This window comes from Ensifer canadensis (genome assembly GCF_017488845.2).
Lineage (GTDB): Bacteria > Pseudomonadota > Alphaproteobacteria > Rhizobiales > Rhizobiaceae > Ensifer > Ensifer canadensis.
In genome coordinates this window covers 595,463-620,322 of the sequence record NZ_CP083370.1, presented here as the reverse complement: position 1 = coordinate 620,322, position 24,860 = coordinate 595,463, and the positions used below count along the sequence as shown (strand labels likewise).

Below are 24,860 nucleotides of genomic sequence, written 5' to 3'. Positions count from 1 at the left end.
GAATATCCCGTCATGGCGATCCGTTTCAGTCCTGTGGGCTTGGAGGCAGGTCATGAAATGTCGTGCGAAACTGCGCTTTTCGATGCTGTCATTTCTGCTTTTGTTGTTTGCTGCGAGCCCAGTGTTCGGCGACAATGGCGGCAAGCGGCTGGCTCTGATCGTTGGCATGAGTAACTACGCGATCGCCGGAAGCTTGCCGAACGCGACCCGCGACGCCGAAGCCTTCAGCGGCTTCCTGCAGAGCAAAGGCTTTGAAGCGGACCTCGTGCTGAATGCAGACCGCAAGAGCTTTGCCGAGGCGCTCTCGCGCTTCGCCCGCAAGATCGGGCCGCAGGATATTGCACTGTTCTATTTTGCCGGCCACGGCATGCAGCTCCATGGCGAGAATTTTCTGATCGGCACGGATGCCAGGCTCGAAAGCGAGTTCGACGTGCCGGCGGAAACCGTGGCGCTGTCCGAGATCATCAATGCACTCGAAAAACGCGCCCGGATATCCCTGGTGTTCCTCGACGCCTGTCGCAACAATCCGCTCGCCAACAAACTGAATGTCGACGTCGATGGCGCCACGCGTGGCGGCGCCACCCGCGGACTTGCACCGATCGAAACGCAAGGTGCCGGTACACTGGTCGCCTTTGCGGCCGCCCCGGGACAGGTCGCTGCCGACGGCACCGACGGGCATTCACCCTTTACCCGCGCCCTGATCGCCAACCTCTCCGGCCCCGGGCTTGAGGTTGGCACCGCCTTCAAGCGCGTGGTTCGCGATGTGCGCAAGGACACGGGCGGCAAACAATCACCGCAGATCCTTTCGTCCCTGTCGCTGGAATTCTACTTCGGGCCGGAAACACCGACGGCGGCATCGACGCAGACGGCCCCCTCGACTGCCGTCGATCCGGCAGAGCTTGAAGCCGAAGCCGATTTCAAAAAGGCGCTTCGTGTCGGTACGCCGCGCATCTGGCGCTTCTTCGTCGCCAAGCATCGCACAGGCGAATATGCCGAACTTGGTAGGCAGGCATTGGCGCAGATCGACCCGGCGACAGCGCGGGGTCAAAATTCAACGCCGCAGACGATCGAGAGCCGGTTGCTTCCGAGCAAGGAAGCGCGGAGGAGCGTGCAGCTGGCGCTCGCGGCGACGGGGCTTGAGATCGGCACGGCCGACGGCGTCTTCGGCGAGCAGACCCGCACTGCCATCCGGCAGTACCAAAGCCGGAACCAGCAGCCGAGCAACGGCTTTATCAGCGAACGCACCGCCAAGGCACTTGGCATCGCCGTTTCGCAGGATATCGACGGCGTCTACAGCGCCACCAAGGCCCGCGAATACAAGATCGATGATTTGAGAGGGCTGGAGACCGACGGGCGGGTTCTGAGGGCAGTTGAATGCCTACCTCGCTACGACACTGTCTATGGTGCCTTCCAGGGGCATCTCTACGTCGTCGTGCGATACCTCTATGTCCCTGCCTCAGTCGCACAATATTGGGCCAAGAGTTGCGGCGCACATCTCGCTACAATCACTTCGGACGCAGAGAACGAGTTCGTCGCCTCACTCTTCAACAGCGACGAGAACTTCTTCAACACCGGATACGATCCGAATGGCGGCGTCAGCTACAAGATGGGTCCGTGGATCGGTCTCGTTCAAGCGTCCCAGGGCAGAGAGCCGCGCGGCGGATGGGGCTGGGACGACGGCGAGCCGCTGACGTACTCGAAATGGTTTGCCAACATGCCGAACGAGCACAAGAAGGGCGACGATGTTGGCATGTATTATGCTCACCGCGAAGGCAGAGCCGATCTTAAATCGCTGCGGGTAACGACTTGGGACGACATGGGTCCGCAAGACGCGACCGGGAGCTTCCTGCTTGAGTTCGAGTAGAGTTACACCACTTCCCTCAGCCGCTCTGCCGTCTGCAGGTCGACGGAAACAAGCTGCGACACGCCCTGCTCCGCCATGGTGACGCCGAACAGGCGGTTCATGCGGGCCATGGTGATCGGGTTGTGGGTGATGATGACGAAGCGGGTTTCGGTCGATGCCGCCATCTCGTCCATCAGGTTGCAGTAGCGCTCGACATTGTGGTCGTCGAGCGGCGCGTCGACTTCGTCAAGAACGCAGATCGGCGCCGGATTGGTGAGGAAGACGGCGAAGATCAACGCCATTGCCGTCAGCGCCTGTTCACCGCCCGACAGCAGCGTCATGGTCTGCGGCTTCTTGCCCGGCGGACGGGCAAGGATTTCAAGGCCGGCTTCAAGCGGGTCGTCGCTCTCGATCAATTGCAGCTCGGCCGTGCCGCCACCGAAGAGATGGGTGAAAAGCCGTTGGAACTGGGCGTTGACCACGTCGAAGGCGACGATCAGCCGCTCGCGACCCTCACGGTTGAGGTTCTGGATGGCGCTGCGCAGCTTGCGGATCGCTTCGATGACGTCGTCGCGTTCCTTCAGAAGCAGAGCGAGCCGCTCGGAGAGCTCCTTCTGTTCTTCTTCGGCCCGAAGGTTGACGGCGCCAAGACGCTCCCGCTCGATCTTCAGCCGTTCCAGCTCGCGCTCGACATTGCGCATGTCCGGCAGCGCCTCGTCGACGGCAAGCCCGGTCAGCCGCATAACCTCATGCGGAGCACAGGAGAGCGCCTCCTGGATGCGTGCCTCGATCTCGACCCGGCGCTCGCGGCCGGATACCAGCCGCTCCTCGGCGCGGCCGCGCTTTTCGCGCGATTCTGCCAACTCCGAAAGCGCGGTTGCGGCCATGCGGTCTGCCTCGCGCTGGCGACCCTCGGCCTCGGCCAGGATATCGGCGGCCTCGCGACGTGAAGCCTCGGCCTTCTGCAATTCGTTCATCAGCGCGCGCCGCTTGTCCTCGAACTCGTCGGGCGCATCCATCAGCTCCTCGACCTCGTCGCGCGCTTCCGCCTCGCGATCCCTGAGGGTGGCTATATGTTCTTCGGCGCTTGCCGCCCGTGCTTTCCAGGTCTGGCGTTCGCCTGATATCGCAGTGATCCGGCGCTGGCGCGCATCGTTTTCGCGCGCAAGTCCGTCATGGGCCGCACGCCTTTCGGCAACCGCTGCCCGGTCGGCGGCGACATCTGCCGTTTGCGTGCGCAATTTCAGCTCAAGTTCTGAAAGGTCGGGCGCATCGGCAAGCGCGTCGTTGGCGGTCTCGATCTGCTCGGCGACCTCTTCAAGCTGGCTTTCAAGCTGGCTCTTGGTTTCGGCAACAACCGCGCGGCGACGCGAGAGATCGCCGGATGCGCGCTCGGCAGCGGCCAGCGCATCGCGCGCTTCGCCGAGCTGGCGCGTGATCATGCGCTGGGCGTCGCGCGCAAGCCTCAGCCGTTCATCCTCGGCGCGGATGCGCGAGCCGGCAGCGGCAAGATCAGCCTCGGCACGGCGGAGCGACTCGCCGGCGTCGTCCGCCTCAGTATCGAGTTCAGCAAGGCGGTTCTTCTGGGCCAGCCTTAGTGCTGCAGCACTTGGCGCTTCGGAACCGGTCACGTGGCCATCCCACCGCCAAACCGAGCCCTGCTTCGTCACCAGGCTCTGGCCGGGTTTCAACAGCGGCATCAGCCGCTCGGCCTCTGCCTCGCTGTCGACAATGCCGACCTGGCTCAAGGCACGCGTCAATGCCTGTGGCGCGCGAACGTGCTCGATGAGTGAGCGCGCCCCTTGCGGCAAGGCGGCATCGCCGGAATGATCGCCCGGTGTACGCCAATGGGCCGGTGCTGCGCTATCGAGCGGCGAATCGAGATCATCGCCAAGCGCTGCGCCAAGCGCCGTCTCGAAGCCGCGGTCGACCTTCATCTCCTCGACAACAGCCGGATAGTCGCCACCACCGGCCGCTTCGAGCATGCGACGGATCGTGCGCGCCTCGGTCTCGATGCCGTTCAGGATGGCCCGCGCCCGATCGACTGGCGGGCGGGCGTCGGCCTCGGCGCGGCGGGTTTCGGCGAGGGTCTCTTCGATGGCTGCGACAGTCGCCTCGGCCTCTTCTAGGGCGGCCTCGGCCACTTCGACCTGGCCCTGTTTTTCGTGCGGGTCGGGCAGCGTCGACATCTGCCGGTCGAGTTCGTCAAGATCGCGGGCCTGGTCGGAGAGCTGGCGCGCCAACCGAGCCTGCCGCTCCGAGAGATCGCGCAGCGCCCGCTCAAGCTGGTTGCGACCGGCCTGTGCCTCGGCACGCTCGGCCGTCAGCCGGCTGAGATCTGCTTCGCTCATGGAGAGCTTTTCGTTCGCTTCCTCGAGCCGTTCCCGGGCTTCGCTTGCCCGGTCGTCCGCCTCGGCGAGCAGTTCGCGCAGTTCTTCATCTTCTTCGTCGAGGCGAGCGAGAATACCGGCATTGTCGGCAACCAGGCGCTCCTCGCGGGCGATATCCTCGGCAAGCTGGGCCAGGCGACGCTGCAGCTCGTCGCGACGGCGCAGGATACGGCCAGCATCCTCCTCAAGCTGCGAACGGGCGATCTGCAGCCGCTGCAGTGCGGCCGCCAATTTCGCCTCGCTCTCGCGCAGCTCCGGCAGTTTCAGGCTGGAAATCGCCTGATCCTTGGCGGCCTGCATCTGGGCCTGCGCCTTTTCGGCGACGAGTGCCGTCACCTGGTTGAGTTGGCTGGTCGCCTCGGCTTCGGCTTCCTTGGCCTGAACCCAGCGGATGTGGAACAGGATCGCCTCGTGCTTGCGGATATCGGCAGAGAGCATCTTGAAGCGACTGGCCTGGCGCGCCTGCCGTTTCAGGCTCTCGATCTGGCTTTCGAGCTGAGAGGTGACGTCATCAAGGCGCTCGAGGTTGGTTTCGGCGGCTTTCAGCCGCAGCTCGGCCTCATGCCGGCGCGAGTGCAGGCCGGAAATACCGGCCGCCTCTTCCAGAAGCTGGCGCCTGGCCTGCGGCTTTGCCGCAATCAGCTCGCCGATGCGGCCCTGGCCGACCATCGACGGCGAGCGAGCGCCGGTGGACGCGTCGGCAAACAGCAGCTGCACATCCTTGGCGCGCGCTTCCTTGCCGTTGATCCTGTAGACCGAGCCCTGTTCGCGCTCGATGCGGCGCGTCACCTGGATTTCGTCGCTGTCGTTGAAGGCGGCAGGCGCGGTGCGATCGCTGTTGTCGAGGTAGAGGCCGACTTCGGCGGTGTTGCGCGCCGGGCGATTGCCGGAGCCCGAGAAGATCACATCGTCCATACCGGACGCGCGCATGTTCTTGTAGGAGTTCTCCCCCATAACCCAGCGCAATGCCTCGACAAGGTTCGACTTGCCGCAGCCGTTCGGGCCGACGATGCCGGTCAGACCGCGCTCGATGATGAATTCGCTGGGTTCGACGAAGGATTTGAAGCCAAGCAGGCGAAGCTTGTTGAACTTCATGCGGCAAACGCTGGCGCGGAACGCCCCTCTTCACCCGGCCCCAGGGCATGAAAAACGGGCGCACGGCTGCTGCCGTCGCCCGTTTTCAGGAAAAGCGAAGGATCAGAGCTTGCTGTCGATGAGGGCCGACATGACGTCAACCGACATATCCCCAGAATAGTGCTCTCCATTGACGAAGAAGGTCGGCGTCGATTGTACGCCAAAGTCCTTTGCGCCCCGCTGCATAACTGCGTTCACATCATCCAGAAGTTTTTGGTTCGTCAAGCAGGACTCGAAGCTCTCCTGTGTAAAACCGGCAAGTTTGGACATCTGCAGCAATGCGTCGCGACCATTCTGAGCGGCAGCCCACTGCTGCTGCTGCTTGAACAGCATCGAGATCATCGGGAAATACTGGCCCTCTGGGGCGCAGCGCGCCAGCATGAAGGCGGCAGCAGCGCGCGGATCGAACGGGAATTCGCGCAGGACGAAACGAACCTTGCCGCTGTCGATGTACTTCGTCTTGATCGCTTCGAAGGTGTTGTTGTGGAAGGCGGCGCAATGCGGGCAGGTCATCGACATGTATTCGACGATCGTTACCGGGGCGTTGGCATCGCCGACCGCCATTTCCGGCAGCGCTCCGGGCTCGAGCAGCTTGGCCATGTCGACGGAGCCTTCCGAGCTCGGCAGCTCGACCTTTGCCGGAGCGGCGGTCGACTGGGCAACTTCGGTGCCGGCGGGCTTGGCTTGCGCGGTCGTTGTCGGAGCAGCCGTCGTCGAAGCGGTCGTCATCGCGTCGGCCGGCTTGGCGTCGGCCTTGGCGGCCGTTTCCGTGGTTTCGGTCGGGGTCGCCGAAGCCTGCTCCTTCTTCTCGTCGCTGCAGGCGGCAAGCACAAGAGCGACGGTCGCGATGGCAACACCGCTGAGCAGGCGTTTCGAAAGGTTCATTGCGGAAGCGGACATGAATTTTACCCGTGTTCGGAGGGAATTGCAGTGCGGATTCGATATCTTGCCGCGCGCGGGGCGGCAAGGGGCAGCGTTTCAACAGAATTCAAAGAATTGTGACCGCCTGATGGTGCTGGCCTAACGCCGGCGTGGAGACATGACTGCGGTCCCGAGCCGTCGCAGCGCCGCCTTCAGCTCTTCGCTCTCGATACCCTCGACCATGGTTTCGAGTTTGCGGGCCGGTTCGCCGGAAAGCGGGCTTGGCTTGCGATTGCGTTTTGGCGGCGGCGATACCGGCTTTTGCACGATCCGCAGCTGGCCGATGGCATAAAAGCCGAAGAAGCCGTTGATACGCTGGATCAGCTCGCCCTGTGCATGGGTGAGGAAAAGCGCACGCGCGCCCTCGCAGGCAACGGTGAGCACGCCGGGCTGATGGCCGCCCTCGCCGGCAATCTCCGAGGCGCGTCGCGGCCAGGCGATCTTTTCCGGCCGGGTGCAGTCGGCAAAGTCCGCGCCGGCGATCTCGTCCCAGGAGCCGAGCAGCATGGTGTTGATGCCGGCGCGCTTGGCGAGCACCGGATCGATCAGGCCGTTGGCGACCTCGCTGATCTGGACCACACCCCTGCGGGACTTCTGTTCACTCACGAACGCGACTTTCTGTATGCAATGTCGATTGAGCCTTGATGCGCCGGCTCGCCTTCTCCAAGTATAGGCCGGAAAAGGAACTTCCGGCAAATCATGGCAAATACGATCACGGCGGCGAAGGCCGCTCCGCTTCTTCTTGAATGGTACGACCGGCACCACCGCGAGCTTCCGTGGCGGGTCTCGCCGTCGATGGCGCGGCAAGGCGTGGTCGCGAACCCATACCATATCTGGATGTCGGAGGTCATGCTGCAGCAGACGACCGTGCAGGCGGTGAAGGCCTATTTCGAGAAGTTCCTGACCTTGTGGCCGGCGGTCGAAAATCTCGCCGCCGCCGACAATGAAGACGTGATGAAGGCCTGGGCCGGCCTCGGCTACTACGCACGGGCGCGCAACCTGAAGAAATGCGCCGAGGCCGTCGCCCGCGATCATGGCGGCCGTTTCCCGGACACGGAAGAAGGGCTGAAGGCCCTGCCCGGCATCGGCGACTATACGGCCGCCGCCGTCGCCGCCATCGCCTTCAACCGCCAGAGCGCCGTACTTGACGGCAATGTCGAGCGGGTGATCTCGCGGCTCTATGCCATCGAAACGCCGCTGCCGGCGGCCAAGCCGGAAATGCGTAGCCAAGTCGCGGCCTTGACGCCCACCGACCGGCCCGGCGATTTCGCCCAGGCGATGATGGATCTCGGCGCGACGATCTGCACGCCGAAGCGCCCCGCCTGTTCGCTCTGTCCCTTCCGGCCACACTGTCTGGCGCTTTCCGTCTCCGACCCCGAGACTTTTCCGCGCAAGGCAAAGAAGAAGGACAAGCCGCTGAGGCTCGGCGCCGCCTTCGTGGCGATCGATGCCCGCGACACGGTCTATCTGCGCAAGCGCAGCGAAACCGGCCTACTCGGTGGCATGACCGAAGTGCCCGGCACGGCGTGGACGGCGCGGCAAGACGGCGAGACTTCAGTCGAGGCCCAGCCCTTTGCGGCGGCCTGGGAAGACTGCGGCACGATCACCCATGTGTTTACGCATTTCGAGTTGCGCCTGTCGGTCTACCGGGCCAATGTCGCGCGCGCCGAGACCGGAAACGACGGCTGGTGGGAGCCGGTCGCTTCGCTGAAAACCCAGGCGTTGCCGACGGTTATGAAGAAGGCGATCGCCCAGGCGATACCAGATGCCTTCAAGGCCGAGCGCGTCTAGCGTAGACGCGCGGCGCTGTAAAAGTTCGTAAAGAGGAACAGGTTCATGAGCAGCATCGAAATCCGCCACATCGTCTTCGACATCGGCAGGGTGCTGATCCACTACGACCCGAATCTGCCTTTCAGCCGCATCATTCCCGACGAGGCCGAGCGGCAGTGGTTCTTCGCCAATGTCTGCTCCCACGACTGGAACATCGAGCAGGACCGCGGCCGCTCCTGGGAAGAAGCCGAGGCTCTGCTGATCAAGGATCACCCTGAACGGGAAGAGCATATCCGCGCCTTCCGCAAGCACTGGCAGGAGATGGTCCCGCACGCCTATGTCGAAACGGTTTCCCTGATGGAGAACCTGATCGCCGAGGGGCGCGACGTGACGATGCTGACCAACTTCGCCTCCGATACGTTCCGCGAGGCGCTGCAGCTCTATCCGTTCCTCACCCTGCCGCGCGGCGTCACCGTGTCGGGCGATGTCGGCCTGATCAAGCCGGATGTGGCGATCTACGAGACTCATGCCCGCAACTTCGACCTCGATCCGCCAGCGACACTGTTCATCGACGACAGCATGCCCAATGTCGAGGGCGCGCGCCTCGCCGGCTGGTACGCGGTGCATTTCACCGACCCGGAGAAGCTGAAGGCCGATCTCGCGGCCTATGGCATCCAGCGCTGACATGGCAGCGCGCCAATAGCTGGAAGTCCCCGAGGTTGAGGGAAACATACAAACGCCCGGAAACCTTGCGGATTCCGGGCGTTTAAAGCTCTCCTTCCGGGACTGAAGGTACAAAAACCGGGCAGAGGGCTTTTCGAAGGACCTGGCGGAACTGGTTGATCAGTTCAGTTTTGCCAGGTCATTTCGAATGACGGTTCTGAGTTCGTCGATGGGCTTCAGGATGTTCCCATCTTCGAAGTGCCAGAATGTCCATCCATTGCAGGCATCCAGACCCTGGACCTTGGCGCCCAGGCGATGAATGGAGCCGGCCTCGCCACCGGAGGCAAGCGTGCCGTCGGCGCGCACGATGGCACTATGACGCCGCCTGGCGTCGGTCAGGACGGTGCCGGGCTTGATCAATCCGCTTTCGATCAGCGTATTGAATGCCACGCGCGGCTCGGCCTTCTTGCCGGTCATCACAGAAAGCATGGCCTTGCCGAGCGGCTCGACGGCGTCGATGCGCGCCGATGCCGCGTCGATGTAATCCTGTTCGCGCTCGATACCGACGAAGTGACGGCCGAGGCGCTTGGCAACGGCGCCGGTGGTGCCGGAGCCGAAGAACGGATCGAGGATGACGTCGCCGGGCTTGGTCGATGCCATCATGATGCGGGCAAGCAGCGCTTCCGGCTTCTGGGTCGGGTGCACCTTCTTGCCATCGTCGCCCTTGAGGCGCTCGTGACCCGAGCAGATCGGAAACAGCCAATCGGAGCGCATCTGCACGTCGTCATTGGCCGCCTTCATTGCATCGTAGTTGAAGGTGTAGCCCTTGGCGCTGGCGTTCGGCGTCGCCCAGATCAGCGTTTCATGGGCGTTCTGGAACCGGCGGCCCTTGAAGTTCGGCATCGGGTTGGTCTTGCGCCAGATGATGTCGTTGAGGATCCAGAAATGCAGGTCCTGGAGGATGGCGCCGACGCGGAAGATGTTGTGGTAGGAGCCGATGACCCAAAGCGTTCCGGTCGGCTTCAGCACGCGACGGCAGGCAAGCAGCCAGGCGCGGGTGAAGGCGTCATAGGCTTCGAAGGAAGCAAACTGGTCCCACTCGTCATCGACGGCGTCGACGACCGACTGGTCGGGGCGGGTCAGCATGCCGCCAAGCTGCAGGTTGTAGGGCGGATCGGCGAAAACGACATCCACCGAATTGTCGGGAAGCGCATTGAGCGCTGCCACGCAGTCACCCTTGATGATGGAATCGAGCCAGCCCAGCGGACGGGTGGAACGGGAGACTTCGGCAAGCGAAACAACTGATGACATGGACAACTCGCAAATACGCTTACTCGGGACGGACTATGGAGCGTATGGTTACCGAAGATGGTTACCAAAGCCTGAAGGTCATCAGGAAAAATTTTGTAATTGCGATGCATAGCCAACCGCTTGGCATGCCGATGGCCCTCAAGCCTCGTGGAAGGCGCGGCTGTCGACCGGCGCCTGATGCCGCTCGTTCATGCCATAGTCGCGAACGACTGACGCGATGCGCAGACGGTAGTCGGCAAAGACGCCGTGACGGCCGGCCTCCTGGGCGGCGCGGTGCTCGGCGCCGTTGCGCCATTCCTTAACGGCGGCCTCATCGCGCCAGAACGAAAGCGACAGGACCTTGTTCGGATCGGCAAGGCTTTGAAAGCGCTCGATCGAGATGAACCCGTCGATGCCGTCCAGCAGCGGGCGCAGGTCGGCGGCGATGCCGAGATAGGTATCGCGACGACCCTCGGCCGGCAGTACTTCAAAGATAACGGTGATCATGAGCTCAGTCCCTTCCAGCCGGTGACGAAACGTTTTTCAGGAAGATGCGATCCTCCTTCAGAATAAAACGCTCTTTGCACGCGAATGCGTAGTTCTCGCTGCCCAGAGGGTCGGCGGCAAGCCGGGCGCGATAGGCCTCATAGGCAGCAAGGCTGTCGATATTGTAGACGCCATAGGCGGTTGTCGCCGAACCTTCGTGCGGCCCGAAATAGCCGATCAGGTCGGCGCCGCAGCGCGGGATCGCCTCACCCCAGTTGCGGGAATAGGCGGCGAATTCCTCCTTCTTGAAGGGGTCGATTTCGTAGCGGATGAAGCAGGTGATCATCTTGAGTTCCTCGTGTTTGTCTTTCGATGAACCCACTATGCCCGCTTGCCGGCCTTTGATGCTTCGATTACCATCGAAGTATGAAGGAAGGTCCAGACATCGCACTCATCGGCTCGCTGATCGGCGACCCTGCCCGCGCCAACATGCTGACCGCGCTGATGGCCGGGCGCGCACTGACGCCGACAGAGCTTGCGGCCCATGCCGGCATCACGCTGCAGACGGCGAGTTCCCATCTTTCCAAGCTCGAGGCCGGGGGCCTGCTGACCCAGCGTAAACAGGGCCGTCACCGCTACTACCAGCTGGCCGAAGACGAGGTCGGGCTGATGCTAGAGAACCTCGTGGGATTTGCCGCCAGCCGCGGCATGAACCGGCATCGCCCCGGGCCCAGGGATCCGGCCCTGCGCAAGGCCCGTGTCTGCTACAACCACCTAGCCGGTGACTACGGCGTGCGCATGCTCGACAGCCTGATCGCGGCGAAACAGATCGAGGTCGCCGGCGACGATCTCGCCTTGACCGATACGGGCCAGATCCGCATCGAGGCGCTCGGCATAAGCTACGCATCGCTGAAGAAATCCCGCCGGCCAATCTGCCGAACTTGCCTCGACTGGAGCGAGAGACGCTCGCATCTGGCAGGCTCGCTGGGCGAGGCGCTGCTGACGCTGTTCATCGACAAGGGCTGGGCAAAACGCGAGAACAACAGCCGCGCCATCCGCTTCACCGATAGCGGCGAAAGGGCCTTTTCAGACCTCTTCCCGCAGTGAACACGGGTCCGTGCCTGCTCGCACCAGAACATCCCTAAAACCGCTATCGGCAACGCGGCTACAGAGGCCGGCCCATTCGCATTCGACACAGACCGCCGCGGCCTTTCCGTCGGCGACTGATCTGTCGAGGATGTTCGCGATGGCCGCGAGTGCAAGACTGTCTCGCCGTGCAATGCTGTCTTCCCGGCAATGGGCACCGGCGTCACACAACATCGGCACGCAAATATCGTCCGGGCCGTCGACAACCGTGACGCTTTCACCTGACGACAGGCGTTCGGCGATCCTGACATAGTTGCGCGTGAACGTGGGCGTGTAGCCCTCGCCCACGAAGGTCAGCAGGCACAGCAGATGGTGCCCGCGCAGCCGGACCGTCAAAGCAGGTCCGTCGGCTTCTGCACATAGCGCTGGACGGCTTTCAGCACGGCCGCCGCAAGTGCCGACTTCAGCACCGCGCCGAGCACGAAGGGCGCAGCACCGAGTGCGATTGCCTGTTCGAAACCGATCAACGTCGCAAGCCAGGCGGCGCCAACTGCAAGGCACAGCATGTTGGCGGCGAAATGGGCGGAGAAGCTCAGGACAACGCGATCGCCGGTCCAGCCGCGCTGTGCCAGCCAGCCGGCGATACCAGCGACCAAAGGAAAGGCGGCGAGATAACCGGCCGTCGGCCCTGCGAAATGGGCAAGACCGCCGGCGCCATTGGCAAGAACCGGAAGCCCGAGCATGGCCTCAGTCAGCCAGGTAAGGACGGTGGCAACGCCAAGCCGCCAACCATAGATGACGCCGATCATCGTGATGGCAAAGGTCTGCATGGTCACCGGCACCGGGACCATCGGCACGCTGATCTGCGAGGAGAGCGCGAGAAAGCCGGTGCCGAGAAGCACGAACAGCGCCTTGACCGGCCAGGCTTTACCGTCGAGGCGGAGCGGATCGAAGAGGGGCGCGTGGGCGGAAGCGAGATTGGACATCTGGGTCTCCGTGGGTTGCATTCACGATTATAGATAATTTTTTATTCTATCTATAAGATGGCCGCACTAGCCCCGACTGACGTACCAGTCAATCCGAGACCGACAACGGCGCGCAAAATCGCACGTCGATTCCATCAACAGACTGAAAAACAAGGCAAATAAATTATCTATAATTTTGCGCCCATGGCGGCGACCCAAGCGTAACGGTTGCGCTCAAAGACCTATCCGACGATGGAAAACGCCTCTCGCGTCTCGCCGGCAGCTGTCTTGACCGGCGTCTTGCCAATCCAGCCGACATGGCGCGCGAGGATTTTGGCTGCCTCGTCGCCCCGCCCTTCCCGCAAGGCGGCAAGGATCGCGCGGTGGTCATGGTCGGTGCGCGCTTCCCAGCTGCTCCTCCAGGCCGAAAACAGAAAGCGGGCGCTGGCGGCATGCAGGTCGTCGATCGAGGCGAGCAGTCGCGGCATGCCGCAGGGCTCCAGGATCAGCCGATGGAAAGCGCGGTTGGCAGCCTCCCAGGAACGGACGTCGCGCGACGTGTCCGCGGCGACCGTTGCCGCCTCGGCACGATCGAGGATGGCAGCGGTCAGATGTGGGATCGCATGGCGCAGCGCCAGCACCTCGAGAACCGCCCGCATTTCGGCGACCTCGCGGACTTCCTTGAGGTCGAACGCCGCAACACGAACGCCGCGACGTGGCTCGCTGACGGCAAGCCCCTGCGCCTCCAAAAGCCGGAACGCTTCGCGCACCGGCACGTGGCTGGCGCCGAATTCCTCGGCGATGTGATCCTGGCGCAGGCGCTCGCCCGGCGTCAGCACACCCGAGATGATCCTCTCGGCCAGTACCCGGCTGATGCGGCTTGCGATCGTATCGTCCCGTTGCTTGTTCATCGGCTACAGATAGAGGTGCCGGCAGGACCTGTCGAGCAAGCGACTGCGGCCTTTCGACGATTTCCAAAGGTTGAGATTTCGGCCGCCATCGTATAAACCTTCGGCGTACAAAAGCACGCGCCGCGAAAGCGATCTCCCCCTGCCTGTGGCGCCTCCTTCTCCCAGGGAAACTGACCTAAATGAACGGTATCGACCTCATCATCTTCGATTGCGACGGCGTTCTCGTCGATTCGGAAATCATCGCCTCGGAAGTCGAGGCGGCCCTTTTGACCGAAGCAGGCTATCCGATCAGCACCGAGGAGATGGCAGAGCGCTTTGCCGGCATGACCTGGCAGAACACGCTGCTGCAGATCGAAAAGGAAGCGAGCATCCCGCTTTCGGCCTCGCTCATCAGCAAGGTCGACACGATCCTCGACGAACGCCTCGCGCGCGATCTCAAGATCATCGAAGGCGTCAAGCCGATGCTGGCGCAGCTGACGCTGCCGCACTGCATCTGCTCCAACTCGACCTCGGCGCGGCTCGCGATGATGCTCGGCAAGGTCGGGATCAAGGATCATTTCGGCCGCCATATCTATTCCGCCCGCGACCTTGGAGCGGACCGCGTCAAGCCGAAGCCGGACATCTTCCTGCACGGCGCCAAGCAGATGGGCGTCGCCCCTTCCCGCATCCTGGTCATCGAGGACTCCGTTCACGGCATCCATGGAGCGCGCGCAGCGGGCATGCGCGTCGTCGGCTTTACCGGCGGCTCGCACACCCATCCCTCGCATGCCGACCAGCTGACCGATGCCGGCGCCGAAACGGTGATTTCCCGCATGTCGGCGCTGCCGGGCGTGATCGCCGCTCTATCCGAGTGGTCGGAGTCGATGACGGCCTGATCCGGCAAAGCCGGGCGCTAGCCGCTACAGACCCTTTCGCTCCGGATGTTCACCGGGGCGGGAAAAAGCTCTCGGCCATCACGGCGGGCGTCCGATTAGGCGCCGAGGGACAGGATGTCACATTGATGTGCCATGGCTGTCCCTCCGAAGATCTCCCCGGTTTTCGCACCGCGCACGAGGGCCATATCAGCCAAGCCCCTCAGGGGTATTTCTAGGAGGAAACATCATGCGTCTTTCAATGTTGACGGGCCTGACCCTGGCGGCCAGCGTTGCCTTCGGGCCGTTCGCCTTTGCCGATATCACCGTTGGCGTCATCACGCCGCTCACCGGCCCGGTCGCGGCCTATGGCGAGCAGGTCAAGAACGGCGCGGAAGCTGCCGCGGAGGAGATCAACAAAGCCGGCGGCATCAACGGCGAAAAGATCGTGCTGAAGATGATGGACGATGCCGGCGACCCGAAGCAGGCCGTATCGGTAGCAAACCAGGCTGCTGGTGAAGGCATCCACTTCGTCGTCGGTCCGGTGCTTTCAGGCACCTCGATGGCGGCGTCCGACGTTCTCGCCGAAAACGGCATCCTGATGATAACGCCGACGGCGACCACGCCCGATCTGACCACCCGCGGTCTGTGGAACGTGCTGCGCACCTGCGGTCGCGACGACCAGCAGGCTGAGGTTGCCGCTGCCTATGTGGTCAAGAACCTTAAGGACAAGCGCGTCGCCGTCCTGCACGACAAGGCTCCCTACGGCAAGGGCCTCGCCGACGGCTTCAAGAAGGGGATCAACGCAGGCGGTATCACCGAAGTCGTCTACGAAGGCCTCAACCCGGGCGACAAGGACTTCAGCGCCATCGTCACCCGTCTGAAGGCGGAAAAGGTCGATGTCGTCTACTTCGGCGGCTATCATCCGGAAGGCGGCCTGCTCGCACGCCAGATGCGCGACCAGGGTGTGACAGCGCAGATCTTCGGCGGCGACGGCCTGTCGAACACCGAGTTCTGGGCGATCGGCGGCGACGCTGCGACCGGCACGATCTACACCAACGCAAGCGACGCGACCCGCAACCCGGCGTCGGCTCCGGCCGTCGAGGCACTGAAGGCGAAGAACATTCCGGCCGAAGCCTTCACCCTTAACGCCTATGCGGCAGTGCAGGTCCTGAAGGCCGGCATCGAAAAGGCCGGCTCCGCCGAGGATGCGACCGCCGTTGCGACCGCGATCAAGTCCGGCGAAGCCATCGACACCGTGCTCGGCAAGCTCACCTACGGCGAAGCTGGCGACCTCACCTCGCAGGCTTTCTCGCTCTACAAGTGGGAAGGCGGCAAGAGCGTCGCTGCCGAGTAATCCGGTACAGTCACCAAATGAAAACGCCGGGGCTTGCCCCGGCGTTTTTCGTTTCAGGCAGCTGCTACAGCGCCGCGCATCTTAATTAGACGCGCAAAAGTTGCGTAGCACTTTGAATTGCTGCATGTTTTTATCCTTAAATCGAATAGGATTTAAGGAAACATGCGGCAGAGCCGCTTACTTCTTGCGCTTTGCCGGCGGACCTTCGTCGAAGCCGACGAAGACCTTGGCGTTGGAGCCTGCGCCGGCCGGGAGCGCGACGTCCGTCTTGGTGAAGACGAACTGCGTCGAGCCGTTTGCCGGGATCTCAACGACATGCTGCGTCAGCTCGGAATAGAGCGTCTTGTCTTCGTCGACCGCTGCGACGCGGATCGGCATTGTGATCTTGCCGGGACCGCCTGCGGGACCGCTGACGACCCGACCCTGAACCACGACGGTCACCGTGAGCGCGGTTTCGCTCTGCACGCATTGCCGCGTCGTATCGGCGAGCGACGCCTGATAGATGACCTTGGTCGGATCGTCCTTGCCGCCCTTGGCGTAGGTGCGGAACGACGAGGTGCCTTCTCTCAAAACCACCTGCGGGCATGCAGCCTGGACAACGGCCGGCGTAGCTGCTGCGGCACTGCCGCCCGCATCGATCGCTCCGCCGGATTGCGTCTTGTTACAGCCGGCGAGGATCGCGAGAAAGGATATTGCGAGGACAGGCCGGGATACTTTGCCAAACACGTTGAACAACCTCTACTGAACCGGTTGAAACTCCTTGACCGAAATCTCGGCCGGAAGGCCTTTCATGGCCTTCGGGCATCGTCTATAGCAGCGGCGAATTGAAAAATCGATCGGGTCAGCCATCTCGATCGGAATTTTCCGAAACGACGCTCGGGCCGGAAATTGCATTGGTGACAAGAATGCGTGGGGACTTTGTCAAGGACTGACGCAATAAGACAGACGCGCTGCGGCCGGTTCGCATAGGGTCGCCGCGATCCGAAGGCAAGACGAAGGACTAGGATGGTGAAGTATATCTCGACGCGCGGCGAGGCCGCCCCTCTCGGCTTCTGCGATGCGCTGCTTGCGGGCCTTGCGCGCGACGGCGGTCTCTACCTTCCCAGGGAATGGCCGACGCTGTCGAAGAAAGAAATCCGGGCGCTGCGCGGCAAGTCCTATCAGGATATCGCCTTTGCCGTGCTCGAGCCCTTCATCCACGGTGAGATCCCCTCAGCGAAGTTTCGCGAGATGATCGACGAGGCTTACGCGACCTTCCGTCATCCCGCCATCGCGCCTCTCGTCCAGACCGGCCCCAATGCCTTCGTCATTGAGCTGTTCCACGGCTCGACGCTTGCGTTCAAGGACGTGGCGATGCAGCTGCTGGCCCGCCTGATGGACTATGTGCTCGCCGAGCGCGGTGAACGGGCGACCATCGTCGGCGCGACTTCGGGCGATACCGGAGGTGCTGCCATCGACGCCTTTGCCGGTCGCGAACGTACTGACATCTTTATCCTCTTCCCGCATGGCAAGGTCTCTGCCGTTCAGCAGCGCCAGATGACGACATCGAAGGCCGGCAACGTCCACGCCATCGCCGTGAAAGGCAATTTCGACGATTGCCAGAACCTGGTCAAAGGCATGTTCAACGACGCGGCCTTCCGCGATCGCGTCAAGCTTTCGGGCGTCAACTCGATCAACTGGGCGCGGATCATGGCCCAGATCGTCTATTACTTCACGACGGCGATCGCGCTCGGCGGCCCGGACCGCAAGATTTCCTTCACTGTGCCAACAGGCAATTTCGGCGATATCTTCGCCGGCTACGTCGCCAAGCGCATGGGCCTGCCGATCGACAAGCTTGTTGTCGCCACCAATGAAAACGACATTCTCGCCCGCACGCTGAAGACCGGCCGCTACGAAATGCGCGGGGTCAAGGCGACCACGTCTCCGTCGATGGACATCCAGATCTCGTCCAATTTCGAACGGCTTCTGTTCGAAGCCAACGATCGCGATCCGGCCGAAGTCCGATCCGCGATGGACAGCCTCAAGCAATCAGGCTCCTTTGCCATCCGCGAAAAGGCGCTGAAGGCGATCCGCAAGGAGTTCCAGGCCGGGCGCGCCTCCGAAAAGGACGTCGCCAGGACCATTGCCAAGACCTTGGAGAAAACCGGCTACCTGCTCGACCCGCACAGCGCCATCGGCGTCTTCGTGGCGGCCAAGCACGAGAAGGCGTCGGCCCCAATGGTGACGCTTGCAACCGCCCATCCCGCGAAATTCCCCGACGCCGTAAAATCGGCAAGTGGTATTGACCCGGCGCTTCCGACGTGGCTTGCTGACCTGATGAACAGGGAGGAGCGTTTCGATATCCTGGATGCGGATTTGAAGAGCGTCGAGACCTTTATCGGCGAGCGCACCCGTCTCCAGGGGTAAGAACGAGAAGAAACGTATGATGAAAGTTGAGTGCACCCGGCTCCCTTCCGGGTTGACGGTGGTAACCGAGCAGATGCCGCACCTTGAAAGCGTGGCGCTCGGCGTGTGGATCAAATCGGGCTCACGCAACGAAACCGTGGGCGAACACGGCATCGCTCATCTGCTTGAGCACATGGCTTTCAAAGGCACCGGCCGGCGCACCGCCCGCCAGATCGCCGAGGAAATCGAGAATGTCGGCGGCGAAGTCAACGCCGCGACCTCGACCGAAACGACATCCTATTACGCACGCGTCCTCAAGGATCACGTGCCGCTGGCCGTCGACATCCTTGCCGACATCCTCACCGAATCGAGCTTCGACGAGGAAGAGCTGCGCCGTGAAAAACAGGTGATCCTGCAGGAGATCGGCGCTGCCGACGACACGCCCGACGATGTCGTCTTCGATCGTTTCGCCGAAACTGCCTATCGCAACCAGACGGTCGGACGCCCGATCCTCGGCACGCCGGAGACGGTGATGTCGTTCTCCGCCAACCAGATCCGCCAATATCTCGGCCGCAACTACACCACCGACCGGATGTTCGTCGTCGCGGCCGGCGCCGTCGAGCACGAGGCTTTCGTGCGCCAGGTCGAGGAGCGCTTCTCGACGCTGCCGCGCACGCCGCTGGCAACGCCGGTTCTCGAAACCGCGATCTATACTGGCGGCGAAAGCCGCGAGACCCGCGACCTGATGGACGCGCAGATCCTGCTCGGGTTCGAAGGCAAGGCCTATCACGCCCGCGACTTCTACTGTTCGCAGATCCTCGCCAACATCCTCGGTGGCGGCATGTCTTCGCGCCTATTCCAAGAAGTGCGCGAGCATCGTGGCCTCTGTTACTCGGTCTATGCCTTCCATTGGGGCTTCTCCGATACCGGCATCTTCGGCGTGCATGCGGCAACCGGCGGCGAGAACCTGCCGGAGCTGATGCCCGTGATTGTCGACGAACTGCGCAAGTCGTCGATGAACATCGAACAGCAGGAAATCGAGCGCGCCCGCGCCCAGATCCGCGCCCAGCTGCTGATGGGCCAGGAAAGCCCGGCCGCACGCGCTGGCCAGATCGCCCGCCAGATGATGCTTTATGGCCGCCCGATCCCGAACGACGAACTGATGGAGCGCCTGTCTGGCATTACCATCGAGCGTCTGACCGATCTGGCAGGTCGCCTGTTCTTCGACACCGCCCCGACGCTGTCGGCGATCGGACCACTCGAACAGCTGGCGCCGATGAACGACATCCTGTCGTCACTGACAGGAAAAACCACCGTCGCGCACGCCGTCGCAAGCTGATCCGGACCACCGGATCTCGGCCGGGACTGCCATGGCGCCCGGCCGGCGAAGTGTTTGCGACTTTTCGTAAAATCGGATTCGATTTGTGCGCAAAGTTGTGCAACGCTCGGATTTGCGACAGCGCAAAGGGCGCCGTGCGCCGGGCGGTTAAGGATCTTCCGCGCGTTCAACTGGAAGGCCTCGGAGGCACATATGACACGATCGGTTTTTCGGTTCCTGTCGCGACAGCCCGAGACGATCGAGATCGCCAACCAGGATTACCTGCTCCGCCTCCCCCGTTACGCCGATTATCGCCAATGGTACCACCTTCGAAGCGAGAGCCGCGGCTTTCTGGAACCGTGGGAACCGACCTGGCGCGCCGACGAAATGACGGAAAGCGCCTTTCGCGGCCGCGTCATCCGCAATGAGCAGGAATTCGCATCCGGCCAGGCCGTACCGCTTTTTCTTTTCCACAAGCCCGCGGAGACCCTGCTCGGCGGGATCACCATCGGCCACATCCGTCGCGGTGCCGGGCAAAACTGCATGATCGGCTACTGGATGGGCGAGCGTCATGCCGGCCACGGCCACATGTTTGCCGCCCTCAAGCTTGCGATTCCCTACATCTTTTCGAGCCTTGAGTTGCACCGTATTGAAGCAGCCTGTATTCCGGAGAACTCAAGAAGCATCCGGCTCCTTGAAAAGGCCGGTTTTGAGCGTGAAGGCTACTTAAGACAGTACTTGAGGATTAACGGGCAATGGCGTGACCATGTGCTTTTCTCTCTCCTGTCCGATGATGCCGTACCGAACAGGAAATTGCCCCTTTGATGCCTCTAACCCGCTCGCCCTTCGCATGGTCAGCCTCGAAGCTGGCAGCGTTTCTGATCGCTCTCACGACGCTGTTCTGCGCCTTTAGCGGCATTGCCCATGCTCTTGAGCCGGTCAAGATTTCACGCGAAGACACCGCACTCGACCTGACCGCGACGACCGAGATCTATAGCGGCCGCAGCGAAGCCTTCCAGGTTTCGACGGCGCCAGGCGCTGACGGTATCGTCCGGCGCATCGAAGTGCGTTCCAGCACCGAGAACCACCAGGGCGACTGGGCGGTTTTCGCGCTCGCCAACGTTTCGGGCGAACAGCTCGACCGCGTGATCGTCGCGCCGCATTTTCGCCTGGTGAATTCCAAGCTCTTCTGGCCCGACCTCGGGTCGCAACGCATGCTGTCGATCACGCCGAGCGAGGGCTTTGCGCTCGAACGGCTGCCGAGCGACGATTCGGACGTCTTCCAGATCACGCTCAACCCAGGCGCGGTCATCACCTTCGTCGCAGAGCTGGCGACGCCTGAGCTGCCGCAGATCTACCTCTGGCAACCGGACGCCTACAAGGACACGGTCAACGCCTTCACGCTCTATCGCGGCATCGTTCTCGGCATCGCCGGCCTGCTCGCGGTGTTCCTGACGATCCTGTTCGTGGTCAAGGGAACCTCGATGCTGCCGGCAACGGCAGCACTCGCCTGGGCGGTGCTTGCCTATATCTGCGTCGATTTCGGCTTCTTGTCCAAGCTCATCAGCGTCACGGCCGGCGACGAGCGAATATGGCGAGCGGGAACCGAGGTGTTCCTCGCGGCAGGCCTGGTGATCTTTCTCTTCACCTATCTCAACCTCAATCGCTGGCACCAGCATCTGGGTTATGCGACACTCGCCTGGATCCTCGGCCTTGGCCTGCTCTTCGGCGTTGCGGTCTATGATCCGGCAATCGCATCGGGTATCGCCCGCCTCTCATTCGCACTGACGGCAACGGTCGGGATCGTGCTGATCGCCTATCTCGGCTTCAACCGTTACGACCGCGCCATCCTGCTGGTCCCCGCCTGGCTGCTCATTCTGGTCTGGCTGTTCGGCGCGTGGCTGACCGTCACCGGCCAGCTGGCAAACGACATCGTCCAGCCAGCACTTGGCGGCGGCCTCGTCCTGATCGTGCTCTTGATCGGCTTCACCGTCATGCAGCACGCCTTTGCCGGCGGCGCCTACCAGCAGGGCCTGTTCTCCGATCTTGAGCGCCAGTCGCTGGCGCTGACGGGTTCCGGCGATACGGTCTGGGACTGGGATGTGGCGCGTGACCGCGTCGTCACCATTCCCGATATCTCCCTGCAGCTCGGTCTCTCCATGGGCTCGATGCACGGCCCCTTGCGCAACTGGTTGCCGCGCCTGCACCCCGATGACCGCGATCGCTTCCGTGCCACGCTCGACGTCCTGCTCGAACACCGCCGCGGCAAGCTCAACCACGAATTCCGTGTACGTGCAGAGGATGGCCATTATCACTGGCTGTCGATCCGCGCCCGCCCGGTGCTTGGCGCCAATGGCGAGATCATCCGCTGCGTCGGCACGATCATCGACATCACCGAGCAGCGCAACTCGGTCGAACGTCTGCTGCACAACGCGCTGCATGACAATCTGACCGGCCTTCCCAATCGTCAGGTCTTCCTCGACCGCCTGCAGGCCATCCTGCTGATGGCCGACACCACGACCGCACGCCCGACCGTTCTGGCGATTGATATCGATCGCTACAAGCAGGTCAACGACCTGCTCGGCATTGCCGCCGGTGACAACATCCTGATCGCACTGACGCGCCGGCTGCGCCGGCTGCTGCGCCCGCAAGACACGCTCGCGCGCCTCGGCGGCGACCAGTTCGGGCTGATCCTGATGTCGGAGCGCGACCCGGCCAAGGTCGCCGATTTCGCCGACGCGGTCAGCAAGGCGATCATGGTGCCGCTCAACTATGGCAACCGCGAAATCAACCTCACCGCGTCCATCGGCCTCGTCTCCTGGCTCGACCAGGAGCAGAGCGCTGCCGGCCTGATCGACGACGCGGAGCTTGCGATGTTCCGCGCCAAGAAGGAAGGCGGCAACCGCGTCGAGCCTTTCCGTCCAGCCTTTAGAACCTCCGGCTCGGATCGCATGCAGCTCGAAGCCGATCTCAACCGAGCGATCGAGCGCAAGGAACTGTCGCTGGTCTACCAACCGATCGTGCGGCTCAGCGACGCCGAGATTGCCGGTTTCGAGGCGCTGATGCGCTGGGATCACCCCAAGCGCGGCAATGTCTCGCCGACCGAGTTCATCCCGATCGCCGAGAATTCCGACCTGATCAACCAGCTCGGCATGTTCGCATTCGACAAGGCGACCAGCGACCTCACGGAATGGCAGATCCAGACCGGCGATCTGCCGATCTTCGTGTCGATCAATCTCTCCAGCGCGCAGCTGCTCAACAACGAGCTCTATGACGACGTTCGTGCCGTGCTGAACAAGAACCGTTGCGACCCGGCCAAGGTGAAGATGGAGCTGACCGAATCTCTTGTCATGGAGAATCCGGAGCAGGCGCGGTTGGTGCTTGAGAAGCTGAAGGAAGCCGGCTTGAAGCTGGCGCTCGACGACTTCGGCACGGGCCACTCGTCGCTCTCCTATCTCACCCGCTTCCCCTTCGATACGATCAAGATCGACAAGGCGCTGGTGCGAGACCCGAGCGATAAGCGCGGCATTCTGCTGCGCTCGGTGATCACCATGGCACGCGAACTCGACATGCAGGTTGTGGCCGAAGGCATCGAGTCCGAGGAAGACGCTATCCAGCTTTCACAGATGGGCTGCGACTACGGCCAGAGCTTCCTGTTCGGCCCGCCGATCGGTTCGGAGTCGATCCTGCGGCTGTTGAAAGAGCGATTTCCGCTGATGAAACGGGCTTAAGCTCCACAAGGGTGCGCCACTGCAAGGCTGCGGATACACGCAGCCTCGGATGTCTCATGGACGAATCTGATTGAGGCAATCTGGATTACAGTTCATGGCCGGATCTTCGGCGCCGGGTATCAGGCGTGGCCGGCCTCGATCGACAGCATCGCCGGGCTGACGCCCATCAATGCCAGAGCGCGATCGTATTTGTCGCCGAGCGCCTTGTCGAAGATCAGCTCTTCGCGCGCCGGGCAGGTCAGCCAGCCGTTCTGGGTGATCTCCGCCTCAAGCTGGCCGGGACCCCAGCCGGCATAACCCAGCATCATCGTCGCCCGGTGCGGCCCCTCCCCGCGCGAGATCGCACGGACGATGTCGAGCGTGGCGGTCAGGCAGATATCGTCGCTGACCGGAATGCTGGAATCGCTTAAATAATCGTCAGAGTGCAGCACGAAACCACGCCCGGTCTCGACCGGGCCGCCCGCCTGAATCTGGAAATCGCGGGTCATCGCCGGCAGACGGATTGCCTCGTCCTCGTCGAGGATTTCGAGGTGCATCAGCACATCGGGGAAGGTCAGCTGCTGCGGCCGGTTGAGGATGAAGCCCATGGCGCCGTCGTCCGAATGGGCGCAGATGAAGATGACGGTGCGGGCAAAATTCGTGTCAAACATCCCAGGCATGGCGATCAGGAACTGACCGTCAAGGAAACCGCGTTCCCGTTTCTTCTGTGCCATGGGTATCGCCATAATGCGGACAGCCTACCAATTCGTCGCGAAATGAAAAGCGCTTCAACGTCGCGACCGCCAAATAATGCACGTACCGCGTTTACCCTGTTCTGCTTGATCAAACATTTATGATCTCCGCGCCCAAAGGGGCGTCTGGAGCGTTGCCGGCAAAAGCGATATTGCTTTGGCCATGATCAAACGTCCCACATATCAGAACATGGTCCAGCGCATCGGCACGGCAAGCCTTCTCCTCGCATTTTTTCTGCCTGCCAGCGCCCAGGCGGCGACCAGCGAATGGATGACATCAACCGGCGGCATGATCCGCATTGTTGCCGCGCCATTGCAAAAGGATGGCACGATCCCGGCGACGCTCGAGGTCAAGCTGAACCCCGGCTGGAAGACCTATTGGCGCGAGCCCGGCGCTAGCGGCATTCCCCCGCAGATCACGCTTGATCCGGCCGAAGGAGTCGTTCTTGAAAAGATCGGCTTTCCCGTGCCCAAGACCTTCGACGACGGGGTGGTGCGCTATGTCGGCTACGACAAGTCAGTCGCCTTCCCCTTGACGCTGAAGCGCCTGCACGGCAAGGGAGACGTGAAGATCCGCGCCTCGGTGTTCCTCGGGATCTGCGAGGACATCTGCATCCCGGTGCAGGGCGAACTGAATCTGACGCTCAAGCATGACGACTTCGACAACCCGCTCGATGCCGCCCGCATCGACGGTGCAGTCGCCGCCCTGCCGGAACCGCCCTCCGAGGATTTCAAGGTGACAACCGCCGTTTATGACGAGCACAAGGCAGCGGTGCGCCTCTCGTTGAAGCTACCGCCGGACACCGGCAAGGAGCACCGCGAACTGTTTCTTGCCGGCGCCTCAGGCGTCTCCTTCGGCAAGCCGGCAATCACTCAGGCGGAAGGTGCGGAGCTAAAGGCCGAGATCCCCGTTCGGCTCTCCGGCAAGGATAAGACGCTGAAGGGAAAGCCGGTCATCCTCACCGTGCGCGCCGGCGGGCGCAGCATGGAAACGACCCTTGCCTTTGATTGATGCGCCTCTATAGTCT

General features: G+C 62.5%; 22 protein-coding genes. 11 read left to right on the top strand and 11 right to left on the bottom strand.

All coding sequences use genetic code 11. The features are described from left to right. Positions 1 to 52: 52 nt before the first annotated feature. Positions 53 to 1,864 (top strand): caspase family protein, encoded by a 1,812-nt coding sequence (locus tag J3R84_RS02935; protein WP_025426205.1) that lies wholly within the window; start codon positions 53 to 55, stop codon positions 1,862 to 1,864. A gap of 2 nt (positions 1,865 to 1,866) precedes the next feature. Here J3R84_RS02935 and smc read toward each other — a convergent pair whose 3' ends face one another. The 3 genes from smc to J3R84_RS02920 form a co-directional block, all read right to left on the bottom strand. Beyond that, entirely contained in the window at positions 1,867 to 5,328 is a 3,462-nt protein-coding gene (gene smc / locus J3R84_RS02930) for a chromosome segregation protein SMC (RefSeq protein ID WP_203527610.1), read from the bottom strand. A 102-nt stretch (positions 5,329 to 5,430) separates the two neighbouring features. Continuing rightward, on the bottom strand, positions 5,431 to 6,267 hold the full coding sequence (locus tag J3R84_RS02925) for a DsbA family protein (protein ID WP_081788840.1): 837 nt from the start codon (positions 6,265 to 6,267) through the stop codon (positions 5,431 to 5,433). A 120-nt stretch (positions 6,268 to 6,387) separates the two neighbouring features. Continuing rightward, entirely contained in the window at positions 6,388 to 6,894 is a 507-nt protein-coding gene (locus tag J3R84_RS02920; RefSeq protein WP_025426202.1) for a DUF721 domain-containing protein, read from the bottom strand. Between the two features lie 93 nt (positions 6,895 to 6,987). On the opposite strand from J3R84_RS02920, the gene mutY reads away from it, so the two are divergent. Together mutY and J3R84_RS02910 are read left to right on the top strand one after the other, a co-directional pair. Next, positions 6,988 to 8,079 (top strand): A/G-specific adenine glycosylase, encoded by a 1,092-nt coding sequence (mutY, locus tag J3R84_RS02915; protein WP_025426201.1) that lies wholly within the window; start codon positions 6,988 to 6,990, stop codon positions 8,077 to 8,079. A 45-nt stretch (positions 8,080 to 8,124) separates the two neighbouring features. After that, positions 8,125 to 8,742: an HAD family hydrolase gene (locus J3R84_RS02910; RefSeq protein ID WP_038575950.1), complete on the top strand. Its 618-nt coding sequence runs from the start codon at positions 8,125 to 8,127 to the stop codon at positions 8,740 to 8,742. A gap of 159 nt (positions 8,743 to 8,901) precedes the next feature. Here the strand turns inward: J3R84_RS02910 and J3R84_RS02905 are convergent, their stop codons facing one another. The 3 genes from J3R84_RS02905 to J3R84_RS02895 form a co-directional block, all read right to left on the bottom strand. Further along, positions 8,902 to 10,032, bottom strand: a complete 1,131-nt coding sequence (locus J3R84_RS02905) for a site-specific DNA-methyltransferase (protein WP_025426200.1) — start codon at positions 10,030 to 10,032, stop codon at positions 8,902 to 8,904. A 138-nt stretch (positions 10,033 to 10,170) separates the two neighbouring features. Continuing rightward, a complete protein-coding gene (locus J3R84_RS02900) occupies positions 10,171 to 10,518 on the bottom strand; it encodes an antibiotic biosynthesis monooxygenase family protein (RefSeq protein ID WP_025426199.1) in 348 nt (115 codons plus the stop codon). A 4-nt stretch (positions 10,519 to 10,522) separates the two neighbouring features. Continuing rightward, positions 10,523 to 10,843, bottom strand: coding sequence for an NIPSNAP family protein (locus J3R84_RS02895; RefSeq protein ID WP_203527612.1), 321 nt, complete (start codon positions 10,841 to 10,843; stop codon positions 10,523 to 10,525). An 80-nt stretch (positions 10,844 to 10,923) separates the two neighbouring features. Between J3R84_RS02895 and J3R84_RS02890 the strand changes: the two genes are divergently transcribed. Continuing rightward, a complete protein-coding gene (locus tag J3R84_RS02890) occupies positions 10,924 to 11,604 on the top strand; it encodes an ArsR/SmtB family transcription factor (protein ID WP_203527614.1) in 681 nt (226 codons plus the stop codon). Here the strand turns inward: J3R84_RS02890 and J3R84_RS02885 are convergent. The 3 genes from J3R84_RS02885 to J3R84_RS02875 form a co-directional block, all read right to left on the bottom strand. Continuing rightward, on the bottom strand, positions 11,584 to 11,979 hold the full coding sequence (locus J3R84_RS02885) for a DUF1284 domain-containing protein (RefSeq protein WP_025426196.1): 396 nt from the start codon (positions 11,977 to 11,979) through the stop codon (positions 11,584 to 11,586). The two genes, J3R84_RS02890 and J3R84_RS02885, sit on opposite strands and share 21 nt — an antisense overlap. Next, complete coding sequence (locus tag J3R84_RS02880; protein ID WP_025426195.1) at positions 11,976 to 12,569, bottom strand: biotin transporter BioY; 594 nt, start codon at positions 12,567 to 12,569, stop codon at positions 11,976 to 11,978. Before J3R84_RS02880 ends, J3R84_RS02885 begins: the two co-directional genes overlap by 4 nt. A 221-nt stretch (positions 12,570 to 12,790) precedes the next feature. Then, positions 12,791 to 13,459: a GntR family transcriptional regulator gene (locus tag J3R84_RS02875; RefSeq protein WP_057211508.1), complete on the bottom strand. Its 669-nt coding sequence runs from the start codon at positions 13,457 to 13,459 to the stop codon at positions 12,791 to 12,793. Between the two features lie 179 nt (positions 13,460 to 13,638). Here J3R84_RS02875 and J3R84_RS02870 point away from each other — a divergent pair, with 179 nt between their 5' ends. Both J3R84_RS02870 and J3R84_RS02865 read left to right on the top strand, forming a co-directional pair. After that, the gene (locus J3R84_RS02870; protein ID WP_025426193.1) at positions 13,639 to 14,334 is read left to right on the top strand and encodes an HAD family hydrolase; all 696 of its coding nucleotides are present in this window, start codon (positions 13,639 to 13,641) and stop codon (positions 14,332 to 14,334) included. A gap of 226 nt (positions 14,335 to 14,560) precedes the next feature. Then, positions 14,561 to 15,667, top strand: a complete 1,107-nt coding sequence (locus tag J3R84_RS02865) for an ABC transporter substrate-binding protein (protein WP_025426192.1) — start codon at positions 14,561 to 14,563, stop codon at positions 15,665 to 15,667. A gap of 177 nt (positions 15,668 to 15,844) precedes the next feature. On the opposite strand, the gene J3R84_RS02860 is transcribed toward J3R84_RS02865, so the two are convergent. Then, complete coding sequence (locus tag J3R84_RS02860; RefSeq protein WP_025426191.1) at positions 15,845 to 16,393, bottom strand: hypothetical protein; 549 nt, start codon at positions 16,391 to 16,393, stop codon at positions 15,845 to 15,847. A gap of 279 nt (positions 16,394 to 16,672) precedes the next feature. Here J3R84_RS02860 and thrC point away from each other — a divergent pair, with 279 nt between their 5' ends. From thrC to J3R84_RS02840, 4 genes are all read left to right on the top strand, one after another. Continuing rightward, positions 16,673 to 18,073 carry a threonine synthase gene (gene thrC / locus J3R84_RS02855; RefSeq protein WP_057211510.1) on the top strand — a complete coding sequence of 467 codons (1,401 nt, stop codon included), beginning with the start codon at positions 16,673 to 16,675 and terminating at the stop codon, positions 18,071 to 18,073. 16 nt (positions 18,074 to 18,089) lie between these two features. Further along, complete coding sequence (locus J3R84_RS02850; protein ID WP_025426189.1) at positions 18,090 to 19,391, top strand: M16 family metallopeptidase; 1,302 nt, start codon at positions 18,090 to 18,092, stop codon at positions 19,389 to 19,391. Between the two features lie 192 nt (positions 19,392 to 19,583). Beyond that, a complete protein-coding gene (locus J3R84_RS02845) occupies positions 19,584 to 20,195 on the top strand; it encodes a GNAT family N-acetyltransferase (protein ID WP_025426188.1) in 612 nt (203 codons plus the stop codon). Continuing rightward, positions 20,195 to 23,101 carry an EAL domain-containing protein gene (locus J3R84_RS02840; RefSeq protein ID WP_203527616.1) on the top strand — a complete coding sequence of 969 codons (2,907 nt, stop codon included), beginning with the start codon at positions 20,195 to 20,197 and terminating at the stop codon, positions 23,099 to 23,101. Before J3R84_RS02845 ends, J3R84_RS02840 begins: the two co-directional genes overlap by 1 nt. Positions 23,102 to 23,220: 119 nt before the next feature. Here the strand turns inward: J3R84_RS02840 and J3R84_RS02835 are convergent, their stop codons facing one another. Continuing rightward, entirely contained in the window at positions 23,221 to 23,814 is a 594-nt protein-coding gene (locus J3R84_RS02835; RefSeq protein ID WP_371412230.1) for a YqgE/AlgH family protein, read from the bottom strand. 181 nt (positions 23,815 to 23,995) lie between these two features. On the opposite strand from J3R84_RS02835, the gene J3R84_RS02830 reads away from it, so the two are divergent. Next, positions 23,996 to 24,844 (top strand): protein-disulfide reductase DsbD domain-containing protein, encoded by an 849-nt coding sequence (locus tag J3R84_RS02830; protein WP_025426185.1) that lies wholly within the window; start codon positions 23,996 to 23,998, stop codon positions 24,842 to 24,844. The last annotated feature ends 16 nt before the right edge of the window (positions 24,845 to 24,860 follow it).

Bases quoted from the DNA above. Each gene is read 5' to 3' on its own strand.
- J3R84_RS02935 (WP_025426205.1), top strand. From the start codon at position 53: ATGAAATGTCGTGCGAAACTGCGCTTTTCGATGCTGTCATTTCTGCTT.
- smc (WP_203527610.1), bottom strand. From the start codon at position 5,328: ATGAAGTTCAACAAGCTTCGCCTGCTTGGCTTCAAATCCTTCGTCGAA.
- J3R84_RS02925 (WP_081788840.1), bottom strand. From the start codon at position 6,267: ATGTCCGCTTCCGCAATGAACCTTTCGAAACGCCTGCTCAGCGGTGTT.
- mutY (WP_025426201.1), top strand. From the start codon at position 6,988: ATGGCAAATACGATCACGGCGGCGAAGGCCGCTCCGCTTCTTCTTGAA.
- J3R84_RS02910 (WP_038575950.1), top strand. From the start codon at position 8,125: ATGAGCAGCATCGAAATCCGCCACATCGTCTTCGACATCGGCAGGGTG.
- J3R84_RS02905 (WP_025426200.1), bottom strand. From the start codon at position 10,032: ATGTCATCAGTTGTTTCGCTTGCCGAAGTCTCCCGTTCCACCCGTCCG.
- J3R84_RS02900 (WP_025426199.1), bottom strand. From the start codon at position 10,518: ATGATCACCGTTATCTTTGAAGTACTGCCGGCCGAGGGTCGTCGCGAT.
- J3R84_RS02895 (WP_203527612.1), bottom strand. From the start codon at position 10,843: ATGATCACCTGCTTCATCCGCTACGAAATCGACCCCTTCAAGAAGGAG.
- J3R84_RS02890 (WP_203527614.1), top strand. From the start codon at position 10,924: ATGAAGGAAGGTCCAGACATCGCACTCATCGGCTCGCTGATCGGCGAC.
- J3R84_RS02880 (WP_025426195.1), bottom strand. From the start codon at position 12,569: ATGTCCAATCTCGCTTCCGCCCACGCGCCCCTCTTCGATCCGCTCCGC.
- J3R84_RS02875 (WP_057211508.1), bottom strand. From the start codon at position 13,459: ATGAACAAGCAACGGGACGATACGATCGCAAGCCGCATCAGCCGGGTA.
- J3R84_RS02870 (WP_025426193.1), top strand. From the start codon at position 13,639: ATGAACGGTATCGACCTCATCATCTTCGATTGCGACGGCGTTCTCGTC.
- J3R84_RS02865 (WP_025426192.1), top strand. From the start codon at position 14,561: ATGCGTCTTTCAATGTTGACGGGCCTGACCCTGGCGGCCAGCGTTGCC.
- thrC (WP_057211510.1), top strand. From the start codon at position 16,673: ATGGTGAAGTATATCTCGACGCGCGGCGAGGCCGCCCCTCTCGGCTTC.
- J3R84_RS02850 (WP_025426189.1), top strand. From the start codon at position 18,090: ATGATGAAAGTTGAGTGCACCCGGCTCCCTTCCGGGTTGACGGTGGTA.
- J3R84_RS02845 (WP_025426188.1), top strand. From the start codon at position 19,584: ATGACACGATCGGTTTTTCGGTTCCTGTCGCGACAGCCCGAGACGATC.
- J3R84_RS02840 (WP_203527616.1), top strand. From the start codon at position 20,195: ATGCCTCTAACCCGCTCGCCCTTCGCATGGTCAGCCTCGAAGCTGGCA.
- J3R84_RS02835 (WP_371412230.1), bottom strand. From the start codon at position 23,814: ATGGCACAGAAGAAACGGGAACGCGGTTTCCTTGACGGTCAGTTCCTG.
- J3R84_RS02830 (WP_025426185.1), top strand. From the start codon at position 23,996: ATGATCAAACGTCCCACATATCAGAACATGGTCCAGCGCATCGGCACG.